Raw genomic sequence first — 20,273 nt, 5'->3', positions numbered from 1 at the left:
TGCATGGTAACGACCGCGTCGCCACTGTGAAAACGACTTTTCGTTCTATCGATATGCCGACGCGGCGTGTGCAGTGCGGCGCAGAACGATAGCAGAAATGCTTGGTTGGGCCGGCGCGGCGCCGTCGATATGATGAAACCGTCTCCTCCATGATGTCTCGACTGACATGGGTTGGCCCCGCCGCGCGGATGCAGGCGGGGCTTTTTTTCGTCCGTCGCGCTAGTTGCCGCCGTCGCGAATATCGCTGCTGTCGCGGCTGTCGTCGCCGGTGCCGGTGCCGGTGCCGGTGCCGCGTGCGAGACGCCATGCGATCGCGCCGAGCATCGCAACCGCGACCGCCAGCGCACCCCATAGCACGTAGCGGCGTGTCGCGTCGGTATCGATATCGACCGGTGCCGGCGGCGGTTCGGCCACCGGCAGCGCCGCGCCGACGCGCGCGGGCCGGACTTCCGGTGCGAGCCCGACCAGCAGCGCGTCGCGCGTCGCGGCGGTCGACGCGAGCGACGCATTGCCGACGCCGAGCGTAAACGGCGGCGCGCCGCGCGCGACGAACGTCAGTACCGCAGGATGCCAGCCGACCGCAATCGTCGGTTGCCCGCCGCCGAGCCCGCCGTTGCGCATGTCGACGACGAGCCGCCATGCGCGATCGGTGTTCGCGGCGAACGTCAGCGGCGGATTGCGCTGCTCGCCGCCGTTGCGCTGCAGCCGGAACAGCACGGCAGTCGCGACGTCGCGCCAGGGTGCCTGCGGCGTCGCGCGGCTTTGCAGCGTGGCGCGCGCGACGGTGTTCGGCTGCGGCAGATCGATGCGCACGCGGTCGATCGGATACGCGCCGTCGGTATCGAAGCGGTACGCGCCGCGCACGTCGTCGGCCTGCACGCGCACCGCGTTGCGCCATTGGCGCGGCACCGCCGCGGCATCCGTCGCGGACGGATCGGACGGGCGCGTTTCGACGTCGATCGACGCGATCTCCGGCGCGCCGTCGAGCCAGTTGAGCCGCAGATAGCGCGGCCGCGCGCCGTCGAGCGCGATGCGCTCCTGCACGAGGAGATCCGCGCCAGTGCCGACCTTCAGCAGTTGCGTCTCGCCGAGCGGACGCCATGTGCGCAGATCGTCGCTCGCATCGACGGCGACGCGCCCCTGATAGCTGTCGTCGCGCAGATGCACGAGCAACGCATCGGGCTCGCCGTCCGCATGCGACAGATCGACCAGATCGCCCCCGCGCTTCGCGGGCGCCGGCGCCGCGAGGGCCGCGCGCAGCGCGCCGTCGGGGCCGACCGACACGCCGAGCGGCGCGTTGTCGCGCGCCGTGCGCGAGGGCGGCAGCGCGAACCAGTGCACCGGCGCCCGCGACGGCGGCGCGGCCGGCGCCGCGGCCGCGCGTGCGTCGAGCGCGTACGGGACGGGCTCGTCCGCGCCGTTGAACACGCGCACGTCACCGAGATCGTCACGCCGGCTCGCCGCATAGACGGCTTGCGGCACGGTGAGCTGGTAGTACGCGGCGCTGCCGTCGAGGTCGAGCGCAAACCGTTGTGCGACGCGTTCGGCGGGCGTCGCGGCGTCGGCCGTCGCGAACGACGTCGACAGACTCAGCGCAAGCAGGGCGGCGAACGGTTTCATCGCGTGTCTTCCCGATGGGCCGCGGCCTTCGGCGGCAGCGGCGAGAAATAGCCGATCAACAGCAGCAGCACGCCGATGCCGATGAACGACACGATGCGTTCGATGCCGGTCACGTGCGACAGATCGAACACGAACAGTTTGACGACCGTCAGCGCGAGCAGCGCCGCGCCGACGAACCAGAGCGCGCGCCGTCCGCGGCGCGTCGCCCAGATCATCGTCGCGAGCGCGCAGAGCGTCCAGTACACGGAGACCGAGGCCTGCACGCGCATCGACTCGACCATCGGGCCGGGCGCGTAGCGCACGCCGGTCCAGTGATGCAGCGTGCGCAGCAGCAGCGCGTTGAACCACAGGAATACGGTCGCCCCGATCGCATAGTCGACTGCGCGTGAGCGCCACGCGATGCCGAGCGCCGTCAGCCGGTGCAGCCATACGGCGACCGCCGCAAACGCGACGCCTTGCGCGACGTCGAGCGGATTGAGCAGCGGCAGCCAGAACAGCGGCGCGGCGTCGCCGTCGCTCGTCACGCTCGCGATGCTCCAGAGCCACAGCAGCGCGGCGAGCGGCGCGGCGCCGCCGATCTGATAGGCGTGCGCAAAAGCGGCAACCGGCCAGCGCAGCCGCGCGCCGGGCCCGGCGACGAGCAGCAGCAGCGCACCGAAGCCGTATGCCCACGCGCTCCAGCTCCATGCGCCTTCGGGCACGAACGCGCGCAGGCGCCAGAACCCTTCCAGCGCGCATAGTCCGCACAGCGTCCAGAACATCAGCGTATGCAGCGGCGCGATCGCAAACGTCTGCGCGCGCACGATGCGATCGGGCGCCGAGGCGGTGGCCGGATCGCCGTTCACCGTGCTGCGCGACTGGCGCCACAGCAGCACGTAGCATGCGATCGCGGCGATCGGCCACGCGAGTGCGCCGATCCCGGACAGCGGCGCTTCGTACAGCGCGTACGCGTACACCGCCAGCAACGCGAGGGCCGGCGCGAGCGCGAGTGCGGGCCATTCGGCGATCGGCCATGCGAGCCGGCGGCGGAGAATATGCGCGAGCGATGCCGTGCCGGCCGCGAACAGCACGATCGCGTCGACGACGAAGCGATCGCGATGCGGCGCGCGGCGTACGCGAGGATCTCATGCACGCCGCCGCCGATCCACCACAGCAGTCCCCATGCGGCCGCCGCGATGCCGATCGCCGGCATCCACGCGTGCCACGCACGCGCATCGTCGCGACCGTGCAGCCACCAGCCGGTGAACACGCCGGCGAGCGCGATCAGCAGCATGGCGACATACACGCTGTTCAGCACGGGCAGCGCGGCGCCATCGTCGCGGACGAGCAGGCCCACGCACAGCGCGCCGGCTGCCGCGAGCTGCATCAGCAGGCCGAAGCCGAACCGCACGATGCGCTTCTCGCGTACCGCGAGCCAGACGAGCGCCGCACCTTCGAGCGCCCAGGCGGAACTCGTCGTCGGGCCGGAGAACGCGAGCGGCACCGCGAGCGTCGCGAAGATCACGGCGAGCGCGAGCATCGATTCGAACAGCAGCCCGAGCCGTGCGCGCCGCGGCGCGAGCCATGCGGCAACCGCGATGTAGAACGCCGACAACGCGACGGCGCTCCACGCGAGCGCGAACGGAACGTCCGCGACGAGCGCCGCCTGCAGCGCGGTCGTGACGAGCGGCGTGCCGAACACGAGCGTGCCGTCCACGTAGTGCCGCAGCGCAAGTTCGCGCCGCACCGCATACAGCAACGCGATGCCGACATACATGAGGAAGAACAGCACGAGAAACGGCTCGGTGCTGGCGAAGAGCGCGGGGCGGTACGACATCGCGCCCCATAGGGAGCCGATCGTGAACGTGAACACGAAGCCGAGCAGGTTCAGCGGACGCCACGCCTTGAACCATGCGATCGCGAAGATGCCGGCGTTCAGCAGCGCGTAGTAGCCGAACAGCGCGACATGGCTGCCGTGCCCGGTCGACAGCAGCACGGGCGCGAGAAAGCCGCCCGCGCTGCCCATCGTCGCGAGCGACATGGCGTTCTGCCGGATCGCGAGGAACGCGCTCAGCGCGCAGATCGCGACCATCACCGCAAAGGCGGCGCCGACGGGCAGCAGCTCGTAGCGCTTCGTCGCGGCGAACACGGTGAGATACAGCAGGCCGACGCCGCCGCCCTGCAGCACGAGCCCGTAAGCGGCGCGACGTGCGCGCAGCCGCCAGCCGAGCGCGAGCAGCACGGTCGCGGCGAGCGCGGTGCCGGCGAGGCGGAATTCGATCGGCAGCAGATCGTTGTCGGCCGCGTACTTCAGCAGGAACGCGACGCCGAAGAACAGCACGACGATCCCGACGCGCACGACCGTATTGCCGCCGAACAGCCACTCGCGCGCGGCCCGGAGCGCGCGGGCGGCGAGGCCCGGTTCGCGAGGCGTCGGCGTGGCGCCGGTGCGATCGGGCGGCGTTGCGGCACTCCCGGTAGCTGGGGCAGAGGCAGGAGCGGGTGCGTGCGCAACGGTTTGCGCGCGGGTGCTTTGCACGGCGGCGGTGACCGGCGTCGCGGCGATGGCCGGCGACGGCGAGACCGGTGCGACGTCGTCCGCTTCGGAAGGCGATGCAGCGGACGACCCGGCCGGCGCCGCATCTTCGTAGCTCTCCAATGGCGCGCCCGTCTTCGCACCGGCAAGTTGCGCGCGCAACGACGTGAGCTCCCGCGTGAGCGTATCGACGGTCGCTTCGAGGCGCGCGACGCGCTCGGCGAGCGTCGCGGCAGCCGGTTGCGCGTCGTGCGCGCCGGAGTGCTCCGGCGCAGCGGCGGCGCGATCGTCGCGACCGCGTCGTTTCAGCAGGTGACCCAGATAGAAGCCGGCGGCCGCGCCGAGCAGCGCGCCCGTTTCGAGCGACACGTTCTCGATCAGGGCGGCGATGCCGCCCACGATGAAGCCGATTGCGGCAAAGGCCCAGTTCATCGCCTAGTTCCCTCTCTCATATCGTTATCGTCCTTCGATCGCTACGCGTGCGGATCGAGGCGGTATGCTGCAGCCGGCAGGCGAACCGGCATGCGGTGTCGTGTGTGCGCGATCGTTGTGTCGCGGCGATCGCGCCGTCATGGCGGGCTGCGGGTTTGCCCGGAATGTATCACAGCGGCCGCCCGCAATTGCCGCGTTGGCCGCGACGCGCGCGCGGCCTTTTTGCACGGTCATGCTTTTATCCGCGGATGCGGCCGATCGGACGTGAAATTGTCGTAAAGCGACGCGCAGGCGAACGCGCTTGTCGCAAAACGTCGTCAGACGAATCGTGCGTTGCTGCGCACAAGCGCGTACGCGATCGCCCGTCGCTGCTGGCGCAGCGCGTTTTGCATCGCCGCAATCGGATGCCGCGCCGTGTGGCGCGAGGCGCGGCGCGGCCGCGGGCCGTGTCGTATTTGCGCAAGCGTTTGTCGTAATTCGTCGGCAGGCCCGGGTTTTTTCTGGCAACTATGTAGGCACGCTGTGACACGCGTGAGTCCCCGCTACACGAGGAGAAGGTTTCGATGGATGCCCCCAAGGTCGTAGTCGAAGGTCTGTGCAAGGTGTTTGGAAGCAACCCGCAGCAGGCGCTCGACATGCTCGCTGCCGGTGCGACGAAGGACGAGGTATTGAAGCGCACGGGCCAGGTTGTCGGCGTGCATAACGTATCGTTCGACGTGCAGGAAGGCGAAATTTTCGTGCTGATGGGCCTGTCCGGCTCCGGCAAATCCACGCTGATCCGCCTCGTGAACCGGCTGGTCGATCCGAGCGCCGGCAAGGTGCTCGTCGACGGGCTCGACGTCGCGTCGGCGCGCCGCTCGGCGCTCACCGCGCTGCGCCGCAAGGACATGAGCATGGTGTTCCAGTCGTTCGCGCTGATGCCGCACCGCACCGTGCTGTCGAACGCCGCGTTCGGCCTCGAGGTCGCCGGCATGGCGAAGAAGGAGCGCGAACGGCGCGCGATGGAGGTGCTCGAGCAGGTCGGCCTCGCACCGTTCTCGCACAAGCTGCCGTCCGAGCTGTCGGGCGGGATGCAGCAGCGCGTGGGCCTCGCCCGCGCACTGGCCGTGAACCCGTCGCTGATGATCATGGACGAGGCGTTCTCCGCGCTCGATCCGCTCAAGCGCCGCGAAATGCAGGACGTGCTGCTTCAGCTGCAGAAGGAACAGCGCCGCACGATCATGTTCGTGTCGCACGATCTCGAGGAAGCGCTGCGCATCGGCAACCGCATCGCGATCATGGAAGGCGGCCGGCTCGTGCAGGTCGGCACGCCGCAGGACATCATCGCGAACCCGGCCGACGACTACGTACGCGCGTTCTTCGACGGCATCGACACCAGCCGCTACCTGACGGCCGGCGACTTGATGCAGACGGGCGCGGTGCCGCTCGTGTCGAAGTTCGACGCGGCCAACGTCGCCGCATCGCTGAACGGCAGCGCCGAATACGCATTCGTGCTCGACGCCGAACGCAAGATCCGCGGCTTCGTCACGCGCGACGCGATCGGCAGCACGACGCCGGCGCTGCGTCCGATCGAAAGCATCCGCCGCGACGCGTCGCTCGAGCACGTCGTCGCGCGCGTGGTCGCGAGCCCGAACGCGTTGCCCGTCGTCGACGACGACGGCTGCTACTGCGGTTCGGTCGACCGCGCGCTCATCCTGAAGGCCATCACGCGTTCGCGAGGCTCCCATGTCTGAAATGATTCCGCTCGGTAGTTGGGTCGACCAGTCCGTTCATTACCTGCTCGACCATGATGCCGCGACGTTCGATGCGATCGGTCGCGCGATCGAAGGGCTGGCCGCACTGATCGAGCACGGCCTGCAGGCCGTGCCGATGTGGCTGATGATGGCGTTCTTCATCGGCATCGGGCTGTGGCGCGTGGGCTGGCGCTTCGCGCTGTTCACCACCTTGTCGCTGCTGCTGATCTTCGCGACCGGCTTCTGGGATCAGACGGTGATCACGCTGGGCCTCACGCTGTCGTCGACGATCATCAGCCTCGTGCTCGGCATTCCGCTCGGCATCTGGGCCGCGAAGAGCAAGTGGGTCGCCGCCATCGTGCGGCCGATCCTCGACCTGATGCAGACGATGCCCGCCTTCGTCTATCTGATTCCGGCCGCGATGCTGTTCGGTCTCGGCCGCGTGCCGGGGATCCTGTCGACGGTGATCTTCGCGATGCCGCCCGCCGTGCGTCTGACGAGCCTCGGCATCCGCCACGTGAACCGCGAGATCGTCGAAGCCGGCCAGGCATTCGGCTGCACGCCGTGGCAGCTGCTGTACAAAGTGCAGTTCCCGAACGCGCTGCCGTCGATCATGCAGGGCGTGAACCAGACGATCATGATGGCGCTGTCGATGGTGATCATCGCGTCGATGGTCGGCGCGGGCGGCCTCGGCAACGACGTGCTCGCGAGCATCCAGCGCCTGGATATCGGCCTCGGCTTCGAAAGCGGTCTGTCGGTCGTGCTGCTCGCGATCATTCTCGACCGCATCACCGAAAGCTTCGGCCGTGCGCCGGGCGCCGCGCGGGCACCGCTGTTCGCCGGACTCAAGCAGCTGTTTCGCGTGAAGGCCGCGCCCGCGCAGGCCTGATCGCCCGGCGGCGGGCGCCTCGTCCCGCCGCCTCTCCCTCGTCCAGTTCCTGCTCCCGCGGTTCGCGCCGCGGGGCAGGTTTCGTGCAACCTCTCGATAGGAGAGCGATGTGACGTCCGCCGCCGCTGTCGCGCCCGCCGCCTGCGTTTCACCGGTTTCGTCCCTCGCACACTTCGGTTTCCTGACGCTGCCGAACTTCTCGATGATCGCGTTCTCGAGCGCGGTCGAAGTGCTGCGGATGGCGAACTACGTCGCGCGCGAAGACCACTATCGCTGGTCGATCTATTCGCTCGACGGCGCGCCCGTGCACGCGAGCAACGGCATCGCGGTGCGGCCCACGCAGGCGCTCGACTACACGCGCCTGCCCGACGTGATGATCGTGTGCGGCGGCATTCGCATCCGCGACGTCGTCGACGACGTCGCGCGCGACACGCTCGCCGCGCTCGCCGAACGCGGGCTGCCGCTCGGCGGCATCTGCACCGGCGCCTATGCGTTGATGTCGAGCGGGCTGCTCGACGGCTACCGCTGCACCGTGCACTGGGAAAACCTGTCGGCGCTGCATACCGAGTTTCCGCAGGTCGGCTTCGCGGACGAGCTGTTCGTCGTCGATCGCGACCGGCTCACCTGCACCGGCGGCACCGCGCCGCTCGACCTGATGCTGAACCTCGTCGGCATGCGCTTCGGGCAGCAGCTCGCCGCGCAGGTGTCCGAGCAGTTCATCCTCGAACGCATCCGCAGCTCGACCGATACGCAGCCGATTCCGGTCGATGCGCGCGTCGGCTTTTCGCGCGCGGAGTTGATCGAGGTCGTGCGGCTGATGGAGGCGAACATCGAGGAACCGCTGTCGCTCGAGGAGCTCGCGCGGCTCGTGCGGCTGTCGCAGCGGCATCTGCAGCGCATGTTCAAGGTGTATCTGAACGTGTCGCCGACGCACTATTACCTGACGCTGCGATTGAAGCGCGCGCGCGATCTGCTGCGCACGACCGACGCGTCGATCGCGCGCGTGACGACCGTGTGCGGCTTTCATTCGCCGTGTCACTTCAGCAAGGCCTATCGCGCGCAGTTCGGCCACGCGCCGAGCTACGAGCGCCGGCTGCCCGGCCGCTGACGGCTTCAACACCATCCGCGACGCCGCCGGGATCGCGGCGCGCGGTGTCCATCAACGATCCCGCACTCGTGCAAACAGCATCACATTGAGGAGAAGACAGATGAAGCGCCTATTGATCGCAGCGGCATGTGGCGTCGGGATCGCCGCCGCGCCGGTGTCGGCCGTCTACGCGGCCGATCCGCCGGTGTGCAAGAACGTCCGGTTCGCGGACGTCGGCTGGTCCGACATTGCGGCGACCACGGGCCTCGCGTCGACGATGCTGCAAGGTCTCGGCTACAACCCGACGAAGACGATCGCGTCGGTGCCGATCACGTTCGCGGGGATCAAGAGCAAACAGATCGACGTGTTCCTCGGCTACTGGTCGCCGACGATGGACCCGATCATCCAGCCGTTCACGAAGGCCGGCACGATCAAGGTGCTCGCGACGCCGAACCTGACCGGCGCGAAATACACGCTCGCGGTGCCCGACTACGTCTATCAGGGCGGCCTGAAGTCGTTCCAGGACATCCAGAAATACGCGGACAAGCTGAACGGCAAGATCTACGGCATCGAGCCGGGCAACGACGGCAACGCGCTGATCAAGAAGATGATCGACACGAACCAGTTCGGCCTCGGCAAGTTCAAGCTCGTCGAGTCGAGCGAGGCGGGGATGCTCGTCGAGGTGAATCGCGCGATCCGCGACAAGCAGTGGATCGTGTTCCTCGGCTGGGAGCCGCACCCGATGAACGTGCAGATGAAGATCGACTATCTGACCGGCGGCGACGACGTGTTCGGCCCGAACTACGGCGAGGCGAAGGTGCTGACGGCCACGCCGCCCGACTATGCGCAGCGCTGCCCGAACGTCGCGAAGTTCGTGTCGAACCTGCAGTTCACGACGTCGATCGAGAACCACGTGATGGTGCCGATCATGAACAAGGAAGACCCGAACAAGGCCGCGAAGGAATGGCTGAAGGCGAATCCGCAGTCGCTCGACAAGTGGCTCGCCGGCGTGACGACGATCGACGGCAAGCCCGGCCTGCCGGCCGTGAAGGCCTATCTCGGCGTGCAGTAAGCGGCGCGCGCTGCTGCTCGGGCATCGCCGGGCGGCGGCCGCGCGATACCCCCGCGAGTATGGCGGCCGACGCCGCCTGCGCGGGGGGTTTTTCGTCGGGACAATCGCGCGCGGCGCTACGTCTTCGCCGCAGTCACGCGAACCGCACGCAATAGACCGGCGGCAAATGCGCGGACACCAGTTGCCAGCGATCGCCGCCGTCGTCGGACGTCCATAGCGCGCCGGTGGTCGACGCCATCGCGAGCCGTGTGCCTGAATCGTCGACCGCGAGTCCGTGCCGGTACACGAGATCGTACGCGGGTGCGGGCGGCAGGCCGTTCGACAGTCGCTCGAAACTGCGGCCGCCGTCGCGCGTACGGGTGACGACGAATTCGCCGTTCACCGGAATCCGGCACGCATCCTTGACGGCCGGCACGAACCACGCCGTGTCCGGATCGCGCGGATGCACGGCGACGGCGAAGCCGAAGCTCGACGGCTGCGCTTCGATGCGCTGCCAGCGCGCACCGCCGTCGGTCGAGCGGAAGATCGCGCAGTGATGCTGCGCCCACAGCACGTCGGGCGCGGCCGCGCACTGGACGACGCGGTGCGGGTCCTGCACGTTCGGTTCACCGCGCCGCTCGGGCGGCATGTAGTCGGCTTCCATCCCGTCTGCGGTGACGCGCCAGCTCGCGCCGCCATCGTCGGTCTGCCAGACGCCGCCGCACGAAATGCCGACCGTCACGTGGCGGCTGTCGCGCGGGTCGACCATCACCGAATGAATGCCCGGCGCGTCGTAGCCGCCGCCGAACCATTCGGGGCGCTCGGGGCGGTCCCACAGCGCGCGGTTCAGCACCCACGAGTCGCCGCCGTTGTCGGAGCGGAACAGGCCGCCGGGAATCGTGCCAGCCCACAGCACGCCCGGTTCGTCGGCGCCGCCGGCTTCGAGCGACCAGATCTGCTGAAGCGTCCACGGCGGCTGCGGGGGCGCGGGCGATGCGGCGTTGCCGTCCGGATCGGCGGCGGCGCTCGCGTGCGCATCGCCGTTCGGGCGCGGTGCGTCGGCCGGCTGCGGCGGATAGACGGGCACCGCGCATTCTTCCCACTCGGCCGCACCAGCACGGCGACGATGCAGCTTGACGCCGAAGTGACCGAGATTGAGTGCCGCATAGAGCGTGCCGTCGCGCGGATCGGCAAGCGTCATGCCGACCGGTTCGCCGGCGAAGTGCGGATCGCCGAGCGTCCAGCGGCCGCTGCCGTCCGCATGCAGCACGAACAGGCCCTTGCGGGTCGCGACAAGCAAACGGTCGTTCATCGATGTCTCCTGTTCACCGGCGCGCGCTGCATGGCGGCGCCGCGTCGTTCGTTTCGTCGTTCGTTCTGCGCGGCGGACGTCAGCCGCCCGACAGCGCCTGCACGACGTACACGCGGCTGTCTGCGGCGAGCGCGTCGGACAGCCGCTGCCGGTCGCGGATCGGCCGGCCGTCGATGAACACGGCGAGATGCTTACGCAGCGCGCCTTGATCGTCGACGATATAGCCGCGCAGTCGCGGCTGCTCGCGGAACACCGCGTCGAGCGCTTCGCCGAGCGAATGCGCGTCGACGTCGCGCTCGGGCGTCTCGATATGCCGCTGGATCGACGCGGCGAAAAACAGATGCGCCATGGCGGGACACCGGAAAGTGGGGCGGACGGAGCGATGGTTGCGCCGGTTCTGTAGTGTAGGCGATCGTTTTGGCGCGACCGCATTGCGATGCAGCATCGCACGCGGGCCGCGGGCGTCAGCTTACGCGTACTTGTCGCCGACCGCGCCGCGCACCGGATGCGTGTCGTAGACGATCTTCATCCGCTCGATCAACCCGGCTTCGTCGAATTCGAACACGTCGACGCATTCGAACGTGACGACCGAGCCGTCCTTCAGTCCCCAGTCATAGACGAAATAGCCTGTCGCGCGACGGGCGCCGGTGGTGCTTACGCAGATGTCGATCGGCGTGATGCGGCTCTGCCCGGACGCCGCCGCGACCTTCTCGAAGAACGGCGCGGGCGCCATCCAGCCGAGAAACGGCGAATGAATCTGCGCATCGGGCGCGAACAGCGCGCAGATTGCGGCGACGTCGCCGCGTTCGAGCGCTTGCAGATAGGTGTCGATCTGGCGCGCGTAGGTGGAATCGGGCGACGGGGCCATTCGTGTTCTCCGTTGTGTGTCGACGAGCAATGCTGCGTTCGGGGTGCAGCGGGCGTGCAGGCTGCACGTGGTTTCGTTGAAGAGTGCGAAGTGACGGGGGCAATTTCCGGAACCTGTTCTACTGCTCACCGGGTGCGAACAAGGACCGGAGGCAGCCGATTCCCGAGTCAGAAGTTCCGGTATCCAAGGAATTTCAATAATTGGCAACGATGTTGCCGGTCACAGCGTGATTCCTTTCACGCCTTTTTGCACAACTCTCAACCATACAACGTAGGCGCGCTCTAAATCTTCCGACATGTCGACGCGTATGTCCGGCCAGAGCGAGCCCATCCCTTCTATGGCTTTTGCGAGGAAAGCCGTCGCGTATTGCACAGCCAGTGCGATCAGGTGCAACGCCCCCGGATCCCCGGCGTGGGTCAACGCCAGTTGATTCAGCGCCAATGGGTGCGTATGCACGTACTGTGAGAGAAATCTGGTCACGACCGCATAAAAATCATGACAGACGCCGCACGAGGAGTTCAATTCCCTTTGGCTAAGAAGCATGTCGGGTGCATCACGTGACTCGATACGCTTCTTTGCACCGCTGGGCAGTTCGGTATATAGCGCATGAGCCATAACTGCTTCGCGTAGGCTATTTGCCGCCGTTCGGACCGCTTCTACCTCCGGACCACTCGCCCCAATACCATCCAACATCACCAAGCGCCGCTCATGACTATGCAGCTCCCATGCCAGAAGCCGCAGTTCTCGCTGCGCGGGAAGTACTGGCTGTAGGCTGATATATGCCAGCGCGTCGAACGCCTCGATTAGTGTGCGCGCAACGGCACAAATTGCGCCAATGTCCCAAAGTTCATGCGAAGGCGAGAGTGTCGGACAGAGCTTTTTCAGGCTTACGCCATGACAAACGAGTTTGGTAAAAATGGTCTCGGCATACGCTAGATGCCTGGCGCCTATGCGGTGGTCCGCCAAGCGATCAGACATAGCGCACGCATAGTCGAGCATCGCATCGTATTCTCCCAACAACTTCGTGTAGCGGTCGGGGGTAGTCGCGACGCTATTCAATGTCGCCACCGTGGCAATCCGATGCGGAAGTCTTCAATGGGCACGCTCAGGCGTGCGCGGCACGCTCAAGTACTTCGCGAGCCGCACGTCCCAATACCTCTTCCGACCATTGATTCACGCTGGCACCTGCAACGGCGGCGGCCACACCGACGGCCGCATGCGTTTCGGGGTTGAGGCGTAGCATCAGTTTTCCAGACGCAGGCTTTTGCGGCGCCCGACCCATGCGGGCGCATTCTTCGAGATAGTGATCGACGGCCGCATGAAAATCTTGCGTCAACTCGGCCACCGTCTCACCGTGAAAGCTGATCTTGTCGGCGATGCCGAGCACGTGCCCGACAAAAATATTGTCGCGGCCGTCGAAGTCGACGCGGGCGTAATAGCCCTTGTACGTCATTGCGTTGGTCATGGCTTTATCCCCAATTCGTTGAACCAGTCGCGCACATCTTCGACCTGATAGCGCTTCGCCTCTTTGCCAGGATGCGGGCGATGCAGGTATCGGCGCGTCCCGTTCAGCTCGAAGGCGATGCGCGACCCGGCGCCTTCGTGAATGCTGCCGCCCAGCGCGACAATCAAAGTTTCGATATCCGCGAACACGATGCCACCCAAAGTCGGCTTCGTGTAGATCGCGGTGAGCGTGCGGGCGTGCTTGGTTTTCATGCCCAAATGATAGCAGATTCTGATATCAAATGCTATCAGAAAATGATATCGTCGGAGCTTTGGACAATTGGGACAGGACGCCGGCTCCGCCGCTGTCTAGCCCGAGTCCGCCGGCCGCTGCCACTCGCGCGCCGCCACAACACGCTACACCGGAATCGACCCGCCACGCAGCCGTATCCCGAGCCGCACGATACCGATCACCGCATTCGACAACCACCTCAGCATGCGCGGCGTGTCGCGCCGGCGGATGTCGAGCAGCAGCACGATCCGCACGTCGTCGCTGTCGTTCCATACCTCGTGCTCGAACGTGTCGTCCCACAGCAGGAAGCGGCCTTCGTCGAGCCGGTATTCGCGGCCGTCGACCTTCAGCACGGCGGCCGGCGTGCCGTCCGCGCGACGGGGCATCGACAACACCAGATAGCCGCGCAGGATCCCGCGAAACGGCCCGCGATGCGGCGGAATGTGCTTGCCCGGCGCGAGGAACGACAGCGACGCGGACAGCACGTCCGGCGACGTCGCGACGATCGACGCGACGGTCGGGCAGCGCGACAGGTTGCGCGGAAACGGCTGCCCGTACGCCTGCATGATGAACATCCGCCAGTCGCGCGCATCGTTGGCCGAGATGTCGTGCTGCTCTCGCATGATCTCGTGGAAGCGCGGAATGCGCGGCAGGTCGCGCGCGACCGCGAGCGCTTCCGCGCGGATCGCGCGCCACGCGTGCACGAAACGGTCGGCGTCGGGGAAGGCGGACGCGTCGAGCACCGCGCCGCCGTCGATGTGACGGTCGTATAGCCGGCGCAGCAGGCCGGCGGCGTAGTCGTAGGCAACGGACATGTTCGAGCGGCGCTCCACGAAGTGCCGTCAGTCTGCCCCAGACGCGCAAGGGGACGGTTACGTCAGGTTACGCCGGCTGACGAATGAATGACAGCGGCCGCGCGCCGCAACGCAAAAAGGGGGCGGCACCGCGTCGTGCGCGCCGATCGTGCGGCGCGGGAATAAACGGCCACGCTCCGTCGTCGTACGGGTGCAGCACGTCGTCTCGTCGACTTCTGAAGGAGTGGAACATGAACACGGATGGATGGATCGTCGCGCTCGTCGCGGCCAGCGCGATCGCGAGTGGGGCGATGCCGGCGCGCGCGCAGTCGCCGATGCGTATGCAGGTCGCGCAGCTCGCGCGCGACGCGGATGGCGTGCAGTCGATGGCGCCGATCAGGCCGATGCCGGAAGCGAACGGCGATACGGCAATCGGCGCTGATGCGGCTGCGGCATCGGAAGCGGGCGGGCCTTCTGCGCTGCCGTCGGGCAAGCGGCCGGCGGCGTGTGTCGGTCCCGAAAGTTTCTGCACGCTTTACTTCGGCAGTTGATGCCGCGCGTGCGCATATGAGGCGCGCATTCCCGAGCGGATGCGCGTCGCGCAAAAACTGAGGAGCTCACGATGAAAACCTTGATCGCCCTCTTGACGACGACGGCTGCCGTCGTCGTTCAGTCCGCCTTCGCGCAGCCGACCGCGCCGTTGACGCGCGCACAGGTACGCGACGAACTGATGCGTCTCGAAGCGGCCGGCTACGATCCGTCGAGAGGCGACGACGGTACGTATCCCGCCGATATTCAGGCGGCCGAGGCGAAGCTCGCGGTTCAGGCGCAGGCCCAGGCCGAGACGCAACGACGGATCGCCGCGTCGGCCGACGACGGTGTCGGCGCGCCCGCACGGATGACGAACTAGCGCGTTCGTGTGTGCGGGCTGCGTATCGGCCGTCGGCATGTCGCGGCCGCGCGCGATGTGCGCGACGCGCATGCGCGTCGCGCCTCGCACCGCGCACCACGGCGCCGAAGCGCCACGCCTTTAGCGCCGTTCGTCGTCGATATAGCTGCGAATCACGTCCGCGAACGATGCATCGCCTTTCAAACCGAGTGCATGCGCGCGCGTTGTGTCCCAGCGGCCGGGCCAGCTGCCGACGATCTTCTCGACGCGCTCGTCCGGCACATGACGGATCCGCTTCACGACTTCGTCGCCGGCCACTTCGCGCAGCGCCGCGATCATCTCGTCGACCGACACCGAAATGCCGGGCAGGTTGATCACGCGCTTGCTGCCGAGCTGCGCGGCATCGAGCTCGCAACCGGCGACGAGCGCGTCGATCGCTGCGCGCGGCGACAGCAGCCACAGCCGCGTCGAACCCGGCACCGGGCAGACGCTTTCCTCGCCGTTCAGCGGCTCGCGAATGATCCCGCTCGCGAACGACGAAGCCGCCGCGTTCGGCCGGCCGGGCCGCACGCTGATGGTCGGCAGGCGCAGCACGCGGCCGTCGACGAACCCGCGTCGCGCGTAGTCGCACAGCAGCAGCTCGGCGATCGCCTTCTGCGTGCCGTACGACGATTGCGGATTCAGCGCGGTATCGTCCTGCACGACGTCCGGCAGCGTGCCGCCGTACACCGCGACCGAGCTCGTGAACACGACACGCGGCCGATGCCCGCGCGCGCGGCACACTTCGAGCAACGTGCGCGACGCATCGAGGTTGATGCGCATGCCGAGATCGAAGTCGGCTTCGGCTTGCCCGCTGACGATCGCCGCGAGATGGAAGATCGCGCCCGTTTGCGCGTCGATCGCGCGCTCGAGCACGGCGCGATCGGCGATGTCGCCGACGATCGACGTCACGCGCGCGTCGCCGAAGTCGCTGCCGGCGACGACGTCGAGCAGCACCAGCTCGTCGAGCTTTTCAGGCCGGCCGTCGGGGCCGGTCAGTTCGCCGCGCTCGAGCAGCTTGCGCGCGAGCCGCTGGCCGAGAAAGCCGGCGCCGCCGGTGATCAGTACTTTCATATTGGTTGCCCTCGCAGGAATACGTCAGATACGCGAATTACAGGTACGGTTTGAGCCAGCCGAGGCCGGCCGACGTGCCGGCCTTCGGCCGATATTCGCAGCCGATCCAGCCGTCGTAGCCGAGCGCGTCGATCAGCTCGAACAGATACGGATAGTTCAGTTCGCCGAGATCCGGTTCGTGCCGCTCGGGCACGCCCGCGATCTGGATGTGGCCGATGCCCGCGAAGTCGCGCTTGAGCTTCATCGCGAGATCGCCTTCGACGATCTGGCAGTGGTAGCAGTCGAACTGCACCTTCAGGTTCGGCGCGCCGACTTCCGCGCGGATCGCATGCGCGTCATCCTGGCGGCTCAGGAAATAGCCGGGCATGTCGCGCTGGTTGATCGGCTCGATCAGCACCGTGATGCCGTGCGCGGCCGCCGCCTGCGCCGCGTGACGCAGATTGGCGACGTACGTGTCGCGATGGCGCGCCCGATCGGCGCCGGGCGCGACGAGGCCGGCCATCACGTGCAGCTTCTTGTTGCCGAGCACGCGCGCGTAGTCGAGCGCACGGTCGATCCCGCGCCGGAACTCGTCCTCGCGGCCCGGCAGCGATGCGATGCCGCGCTCGCCGGCCGCCCAGTCGCCGGGCGGCGCGTTGAACAGTGCCTGCTCGAGGCCGTGCGCGTCGAGGCGCGCGCGGATGTCCTCGGCCGCGAAGTCGTACGGGAACAGGTACTCGACGGCCTTGAAGCCGTCGTACGCGGCGGCGGCGAAGCGTTCGAGGAACGCGTGCTCGTTGTACATCATCGAGAGATTGGCGGCGAAGCGTGGCATGGCAGCGGATCCTGTGAATGAATGGGGCGGGGCGTGACGCCCCGCATCGAACGGTAGCCGATCAGCGGTTCACGAGTTTCGCGGGCGTGAGCCACACGGCGAACGCGCCGATCACGAGCATCGCGGCGAGCACGTACATGCCCGACGACGTGCTGTGCGTGAGGTCTTTCAGATAGCCGATCACGTACGGGCTCGCGAAGCCGGCGAGGTTGCCGACCGAGTTGATGATCGCGATGCCGGCGGCGGCCGCGCTGCCCGCGAGGAACGCGGTGGGCAGCGACCAGAACAGCGGTGCGCAGGTCAGCACGCCGCCCGCCGCGATCGACAGGAACACGATCGACACCGCCGTGTTGTGCGAGTACGACGCGGCGACCGCAAAGCCGGCGGCGCCCATCAGCGCCGGCACGATCAGGTGCCAGCGGCGCTCGCGGCGCTTGTCCGCGCTGTGGCCGAACAGGTTCATCACGACGATCGCGACGACGAACGGAATCGCGGACAGCAGGCCGACCTGCAGCGTGTCGGTGATGCCGGTGGACTTGACGAGCGTCGGCATCCAGAACGTGAGCCCGTACTGGCCGGTGACGAACGCGAAGTAGATCAGCGACATCCACCACATGCGCGGGTCGGCGAACACGGCCTTCAGCGAATGGCCCTGCTTCTGCTGCTCCTGCGGCTGCGCGGCGATCTCGTCTTCGAGGAGCTGCTTTTCGCGCTCGTTCAGCCACTTCGCGCTGCGAATATTGTTGTCGAGATAAAGGATCGTCGCGATGCCGACCAGCACGGCCGGCACGGCTTCGATCATGAACATCCACTGCCAGCCGTGGAAGCCCGAGCCGCCGTGGAACGCCTCCATGATCCAGCCCGACAGCGGGTTGCCGAAGATGCCCGACACCGGAATCGCCGACATGAACACCGCGATGATCTTCGCGCGGCGGTGCGACGGGAACCAGTACGTCAGATAGAGGATCACGCCCGGATAGAAGCCCGCTTCGGCGAGACCGAGCAGGAAGCGCAGCACGTAGAACTGCGTCGGCGTTTTCACGAACGCGAACATGGCGGACAGCAGCCCCCACGTGATCATGATCCGCGCGATCCAGATGCGCGCGCCGATCCGGTGCATCAGCATGTTGCTCGGCAGCTCGAACAGGAAGTAGCCGAGGAAAAAGATGCCGGCGCCGAGGCCGAACACCGTTTCGCTGAAGGCGAGGTCCTGCGACATCTGCAGCTTCGCGAAGCCGACGTTGACGCGATCGAGATACGCGACCACGTAGCAGAGCATCAGGAACGGCACGATGCGCCAGAACACTTTCTTGTAGGTCAGGTCGAGTTCGGCCGGGCTGGCGGCCGCGGCGGGCGAGCGGCCCGCAGCCGCGTCGAGTGCAGTCATCGTCGTCTCCAAAGGTGGCGAGTGCCGGCGGCGCGTACGCTGCCGGTCGTAGGTGTGTGCTGACGGAAGGGCCCGCGCACACGGCGGGCGTGAGATTCGCGTGCTACCAGCGCGCGCCGAACGCGGCGCGCAGTTCGTCGAGCGCCGCATCGGGCAGCGGCTCGGGCTTCGGGTTCGTCATGAGCCACAGCCGCGCGGTTTCCTCGAGTTCTTCGAGCGCGTACGACGCGTGCGACACCGACGGCCCCCACATCACCGGGCCGAGCCGATCGAGCAGGACACCGCGCACGCGGTCGGCGAGCGCCGCGACTTCGGCCGCGACGTCGGGGTCGCCCGGGCGGCGGTAGCGGATCAGCGGAATGTGGCCGACCTTCATCACGTAGTACGGCGTGATCGGCGGCAGCACGTCGCTGTCGCGCCACACGCCCGCGAGCGTCAGCGCGACGAGGTGCGTCGAATGCGTGTGGACGATGCCGTTCGCTTCGGCGTTGCGCGCATAGATGCCGCGATGCAGCGTCAGCGTCTTCGACGGCTTGCCGCCCGACACGGCCTGCCCGTTCAGATCGACCTTCGCGATGTCGTTCGGATCGAGCCGGCCGAGGCACGCATCGGTCGGCGTGATGAGCCAGCCGTCGGGCAGCCGCGCACTGATGTTGCCCGCACTGCCGACCGCATGACCGCGCGCGTACAGGCTCGCGCCGACCACGCAGATTTCTTCGCGCAGCTTCGCTTCGATGCTCATCATGCGGCTCCGTCGAGCGCGCGCAGCGCCTTGTCGAAAAAGTCCACCGCGCCGAAATTGCCGGACTTCAGCGCGAGGCCGAGCGGCTCGGTGTCGATGGTCGCCGTTGCCGGCACGCCCGGATCGATCTGCGCGCCGATCTGCAGCGACTTCACGCCGAGCGCCTGCACGACGGCGCCGGACGTCTCGCCGCCCGCGACGACGAACTTGCGCACGCCGAGTGCGCGCAGGCCGTGCGCGATCGCGGCGAGCGTGCGCTCGACGAGTTCGCCGGCCGCCTCGACGCCGAGCGCCTGCTGCACGGCCATCACTTCGTCGGGCGTCGCGGTCGCGTAGATCAGCACCGGTTCCGGCAGATGCGAACGCGCGAACGCGAGCGCCTGCTCGACGACAGGCTCGCCGCGCGCGGCCGCGAGCGGATCGATGCGGAAGCTCGGCCGCGTGGCGCGCCATGCGGCGACCTGTGCGTTGGTCGCCTTCGATGCGCTGCCGGCGAGCACCGTCGACGTGCCGTCGATGCGCGGGAGCGATGCCGCGTTGTCGCGCGCGGCGAGCTCAGCGGCACGGCGGAAGTTCTCGGGCAGCCCGAGCGCGATGCCGGAGCCGCCGGTGACGAGCGGCAGCGCTGCGCAGGCTTCGCCGAGCACATACAGATCGCGGTCCGACAGCGCGTCGGCGATCGCGATGCGCACGCCGTCGGCGCGCAGCTGCGCGATGCAGGCGCGCACGTCGGCGGCACCGCGCGCGATCGTGTCGTAGCGGATCAGGCCGACCTTCGACGGCGTTTGCCGCTGCAGCACGCGCACGAGATTCGCATCCTTCATCGGCGTGAGCGGATGGTTCTCCATGCCCGATTCGTTGAGCAGCACGTCGCCGACGAACAGGTGGCCGTGATAGATCGTGCGGCCGTTTTCCGGAAACGCGGGGCAGGCGATCGTGAAGCCGCCGCCGGCGGCGTCGAGCAGCGCATCGGCGACGGGGCCGATGTTGCCGGCGTCGGTCGAGTCGAACGTCGAGCAGTATTTGAAGAAGAATTGCCGGCACCCTTGCGCGCGCAACCATTCGTACGCGGCGAGCGACTGCGCGACGGCGTCGGCGGCCGGAATCGTGCGCGACTTCAGCGCGACGACGATCGCATCGGCGTCGATCGATGCCGACTCGGCCGGCACACCGATCGTCTGTACGGTGCGCATGCCGCTTTTGACGAGCATGTTCGCGAGATCGGTCGCGCCGGTGAAATCGTCGGCGATGCAGCCGAGCAGGGGACGGGAAGCGGAAGGGGTCATGGCAAG

The 20,273-nt window shown here is 67.7% G+C and carries 18 protein-coding genes and 2 pseudogenes; 5 read left to right on the top strand and 15 right to left on the bottom strand.

The genetic code is table 11. The features are described from left to right. Positions 1 to 219: 219 nt before the first annotated feature. Both NP80_RS11650 and NP80_RS11645 read right to left on the bottom strand, forming a co-directional pair. Positions 220 to 1,620, bottom strand: a complete 1,401-nt coding sequence (locus NP80_RS11650; protein ID WP_045593462.1) for a DUF3999 domain-containing protein — start codon at positions 1,618 to 1,620, stop codon at positions 220 to 222. Next, a pseudogene (locus NP80_RS11645) lies at positions 1,617 to 4,567 on the bottom strand (DUF2339 domain-containing protein). Before NP80_RS11645 ends, NP80_RS11650 begins: the two are co-directional and overlap by 4 nt. 447 nt (positions 4,568 to 5,014) lie before the next feature. On the opposite strand from NP80_RS11645, the pseudogene NP80_RS11640 reads away from it, so the two are divergent. From NP80_RS11640 to NP80_RS11625, 4 genes and pseudogenes are all read left to right on the top strand, one after another. After that, positions 5,015 to 6,300, top strand: a pseudogene (locus tag NP80_RS11640) (quaternary amine ABC transporter ATP-binding protein); the annotation flags it as partial. Further along, positions 6,293 to 7,189 carry a choline ABC transporter permease subunit gene (gene choW, locus NP80_RS11635; protein ID WP_006405970.1) on the top strand — a complete coding sequence of 299 codons (897 nt, stop codon included), beginning with the start codon at positions 6,293 to 6,295 and terminating at the stop codon, positions 7,187 to 7,189. The pseudogene NP80_RS11640 and the gene choW, both read left to right, overlap by 8 nt. A gap of 109 nt (positions 7,190 to 7,298) precedes the next feature. Continuing rightward, on the top strand, positions 7,299 to 8,297 hold the full coding sequence (locus NP80_RS11630; RefSeq protein ID WP_006396291.1) for a GlxA family transcriptional regulator: 999 nt from the start codon (positions 7,299 to 7,301) through the stop codon (positions 8,295 to 8,297). A 100-nt stretch (positions 8,298 to 8,397) separates the two neighbouring features. Beyond that, positions 8,398 to 9,348, top strand: coding sequence for a choline ABC transporter substrate-binding protein (locus tag NP80_RS11625; RefSeq protein ID WP_006409742.1), 951 nt, complete (start codon positions 8,398 to 8,400; stop codon positions 9,346 to 9,348). 133 nt (positions 9,349 to 9,481) lie between these two features. Here NP80_RS11625 and NP80_RS11620 read toward each other — a convergent pair whose 3' ends face one another. The 8 genes from NP80_RS11620 to NP80_RS31520 all read right to left on the bottom strand — a co-directional run bounded on the left by NP80_RS11620 (position 9,482) and on the right by NP80_RS31520 (position 14,568). Beyond that, positions 9,482 to 10,639, bottom strand: coding sequence for a WD40/YVTN/BNR-like repeat-containing protein (locus NP80_RS11620; RefSeq protein WP_006396294.1), 1,158 nt, complete (start codon positions 10,637 to 10,639; stop codon positions 9,482 to 9,484). A gap of 79 nt (positions 10,640 to 10,718) precedes the next feature. Then, a complete protein-coding gene (locus NP80_RS11615) occupies positions 10,719 to 10,988 on the bottom strand; it encodes a MoaD/ThiS family protein (RefSeq protein WP_006396295.1) in 270 nt (89 codons plus the stop codon). A 120-nt stretch (positions 10,989 to 11,108) separates the two neighbouring features. Then, a complete protein-coding gene (locus NP80_RS11610) occupies positions 11,109 to 11,507 on the bottom strand; it encodes a nuclear transport factor 2 family protein (protein WP_006396296.1) in 399 nt (132 codons plus the stop codon). Between the two features lie 219 nt (positions 11,508 to 11,726). Next, positions 11,727 to 12,575, bottom strand: a complete 849-nt coding sequence (locus tag NP80_RS30800) for a hypothetical protein (RefSeq protein ID WP_140401773.1) — start codon at positions 12,573 to 12,575, stop codon at positions 11,727 to 11,729. Between the two features lie 37 nt (positions 12,576 to 12,612). After that, positions 12,613 to 12,972, bottom strand: coding sequence for a type II toxin-antitoxin system HicB family antitoxin (locus NP80_RS11600; protein WP_006409751.1), 360 nt, complete (start codon positions 12,970 to 12,972; stop codon positions 12,613 to 12,615). Beyond that, positions 12,969 to 13,223 (bottom strand): type II toxin-antitoxin system HicA family toxin, encoded by a 255-nt coding sequence (locus NP80_RS11595; RefSeq protein WP_035946484.1) that lies wholly within the window; start codon positions 13,221 to 13,223, stop codon positions 12,969 to 12,971. The genes NP80_RS11600 and NP80_RS11595 overlap by 4 nt, the downstream gene beginning before the upstream one ends. A 144-nt stretch (positions 13,224 to 13,367) precedes the next feature. After that, positions 13,368 to 14,057: an aspartyl/asparaginyl beta-hydroxylase domain-containing protein gene (locus NP80_RS11590; protein ID WP_035946485.1), complete on the bottom strand. Its 690-nt coding sequence runs from the start codon at positions 14,055 to 14,057 to the stop codon at positions 13,368 to 13,370. Positions 14,058 to 14,124: 67 nt separating this feature from the next. Then, positions 14,125 to 14,568, bottom strand: coding sequence for a hypothetical protein (locus tag NP80_RS31520; protein ID WP_172488715.1), 444 nt, complete (start codon positions 14,566 to 14,568; stop codon positions 14,125 to 14,127). A 90-nt stretch (positions 14,569 to 14,658) separates the two neighbouring features. On the opposite strand from NP80_RS31520, the gene NP80_RS11580 reads away from it, so the two are divergent. Then, a complete protein-coding gene (locus NP80_RS11580) occupies positions 14,659 to 14,946 on the top strand; it encodes a DUF4148 domain-containing protein (RefSeq protein WP_006409741.1) in 288 nt (95 codons plus the stop codon). A 120-nt stretch (positions 14,947 to 15,066) separates the two neighbouring features. Here the strand turns inward: NP80_RS11580 and denD are convergent, their stop codons facing one another. From denD to otnK, 5 genes are all read right to left on the bottom strand, one after another. Beyond that, on the bottom strand, positions 15,067 to 16,038 hold the full coding sequence (denD, locus tag NP80_RS11575) for a D-erythronate dehydrogenase (RefSeq protein WP_006409739.1): 972 nt from the start codon (positions 16,036 to 16,038) through the stop codon (positions 15,067 to 15,069). Between the two features lie 37 nt (positions 16,039 to 16,075). Beyond that, the gene (gene otnI, locus NP80_RS11570; protein WP_006396302.1) at positions 16,076 to 16,852 is read right to left on the bottom strand and encodes a 2-oxo-tetronate isomerase; all 777 of its coding nucleotides are present in this window, start codon (positions 16,850 to 16,852) and stop codon (positions 16,076 to 16,078) included. Between the two features lie 61 nt (positions 16,853 to 16,913). Further along, on the bottom strand, positions 16,914 to 18,239 hold the full coding sequence (locus NP80_RS11565; protein WP_035946489.1) for an MFS transporter: 1,326 nt from the start codon (positions 18,237 to 18,239) through the stop codon (positions 16,914 to 16,916). Positions 18,240 to 18,342: 103 nt separating this feature from the next. Beyond that, positions 18,343 to 18,981, bottom strand: a complete 639-nt coding sequence (gene otnC / locus NP80_RS11560) for a 3-oxo-tetronate 4-phosphate decarboxylase (protein WP_172488720.1) — start codon at positions 18,979 to 18,981, stop codon at positions 18,343 to 18,345. Then, complete coding sequence (gene otnK / locus NP80_RS11555; protein WP_006409745.1) at positions 18,981 to 20,267, bottom strand: 3-oxo-tetronate kinase; 1,287 nt, start codon at positions 20,265 to 20,267, stop codon at positions 18,981 to 18,983. Before otnK ends, otnC begins: the two co-directional genes overlap by 1 nt. Positions 20,268 to 20,273 lie beyond the last annotated feature (6 nt).

It is taken from the genome of Burkholderia multivorans ATCC BAA-247, assembly GCF_000959525.1.
GTDB lineage: Bacteria > Pseudomonadota > Gammaproteobacteria > Burkholderiales > Burkholderiaceae > Burkholderia > Burkholderia multivorans.
Note: the sequence above shows the minus strand (reverse complement) of the source record. Positions and strands in the feature narration are given on the sequence as shown.

Excerpts from the sequence above, each read along its gene's own strand:
- NP80_RS11620 (WP_006396294.1), bottom strand. The coding sequence starts at position 10,639 with ATGAACGACCGTTTGCTTGTCGCGACCCGCAAGGGCCTGTTCGTGCTG.
- otnK (WP_006409745.1), bottom strand. The coding sequence starts at position 20,267 with ATGACCCCTTCCGCTTCCCGTCCCCTGCTCGGCTGCATCGCCGACGAT.
- NP80_RS11600 (WP_006409751.1), bottom strand. The coding sequence starts at position 12,972 with ATGACCAACGCAATGACGTACAAGGGCTATTACGCCCGCGTCGACTTC.
- NP80_RS11615 (WP_006396295.1), bottom strand. The coding sequence starts at position 10,988 with ATGGCGCATCTGTTTTTCGCCGCGTCGATCCAGCGGCATATCGAGACG.
- otnI (WP_006396302.1), bottom strand. The coding sequence starts at position 16,852 with ATGCCACGCTTCGCCGCCAATCTCTCGATGATGTACAACGAGCACGCG.
- NP80_RS11625 (WP_006409742.1), top strand. The coding sequence starts at position 8,398 with ATGAAGCGCCTATTGATCGCAGCGGCATGTGGCGTCGGGATCGCCGCC.
- choW (WP_006405970.1), top strand. The coding sequence starts at position 6,293 with ATGTCTGAAATGATTCCGCTCGGTAGTTGGGTCGACCAGTCCGTTCAT.
- NP80_RS11565 (WP_035946489.1), bottom strand. The coding sequence starts at position 18,239 with ATGACTGCACTCGACGCGGCTGCGGGCCGCTCGCCCGCCGCGGCCGCC.
- NP80_RS11650 (WP_045593462.1), bottom strand. The coding sequence starts at position 1,620 with ATGAAACCGTTCGCCGCCCTGCTTGCGCTGAGTCTGTCGACGTCGTTC.
- NP80_RS11580 (WP_006409741.1), top strand. The coding sequence starts at position 14,659 with ATGAAAACCTTGATCGCCCTCTTGACGACGACGGCTGCCGTCGTCGTT.
- otnC (WP_172488720.1), bottom strand. The coding sequence starts at position 18,981 with ATGAGCATCGAAGCGAAGCTGCGCGAAGAAATCTGCGTGGTCGGCGCG.
- denD (WP_006409739.1), bottom strand. The coding sequence starts at position 16,038 with ATGAAAGTACTGATCACCGGCGGCGCCGGCTTTCTCGGCCAGCGGCTC.
- NP80_RS11610 (WP_006396296.1), bottom strand. The coding sequence starts at position 11,507 with ATGGCCCCGTCGCCCGATTCCACCTACGCGCGCCAGATCGACACCTAT.
- NP80_RS11590 (WP_035946485.1), bottom strand. The coding sequence starts at position 14,057 with ATGTCCGTTGCCTACGACTACGCCGCCGGCCTGCTGCGCCGGCTATAC.
- NP80_RS11595 (WP_035946484.1), bottom strand. The coding sequence starts at position 13,223 with ATGAAAACCAAGCACGCCCGCACGCTCACCGCGATCTACACGAAGCCG.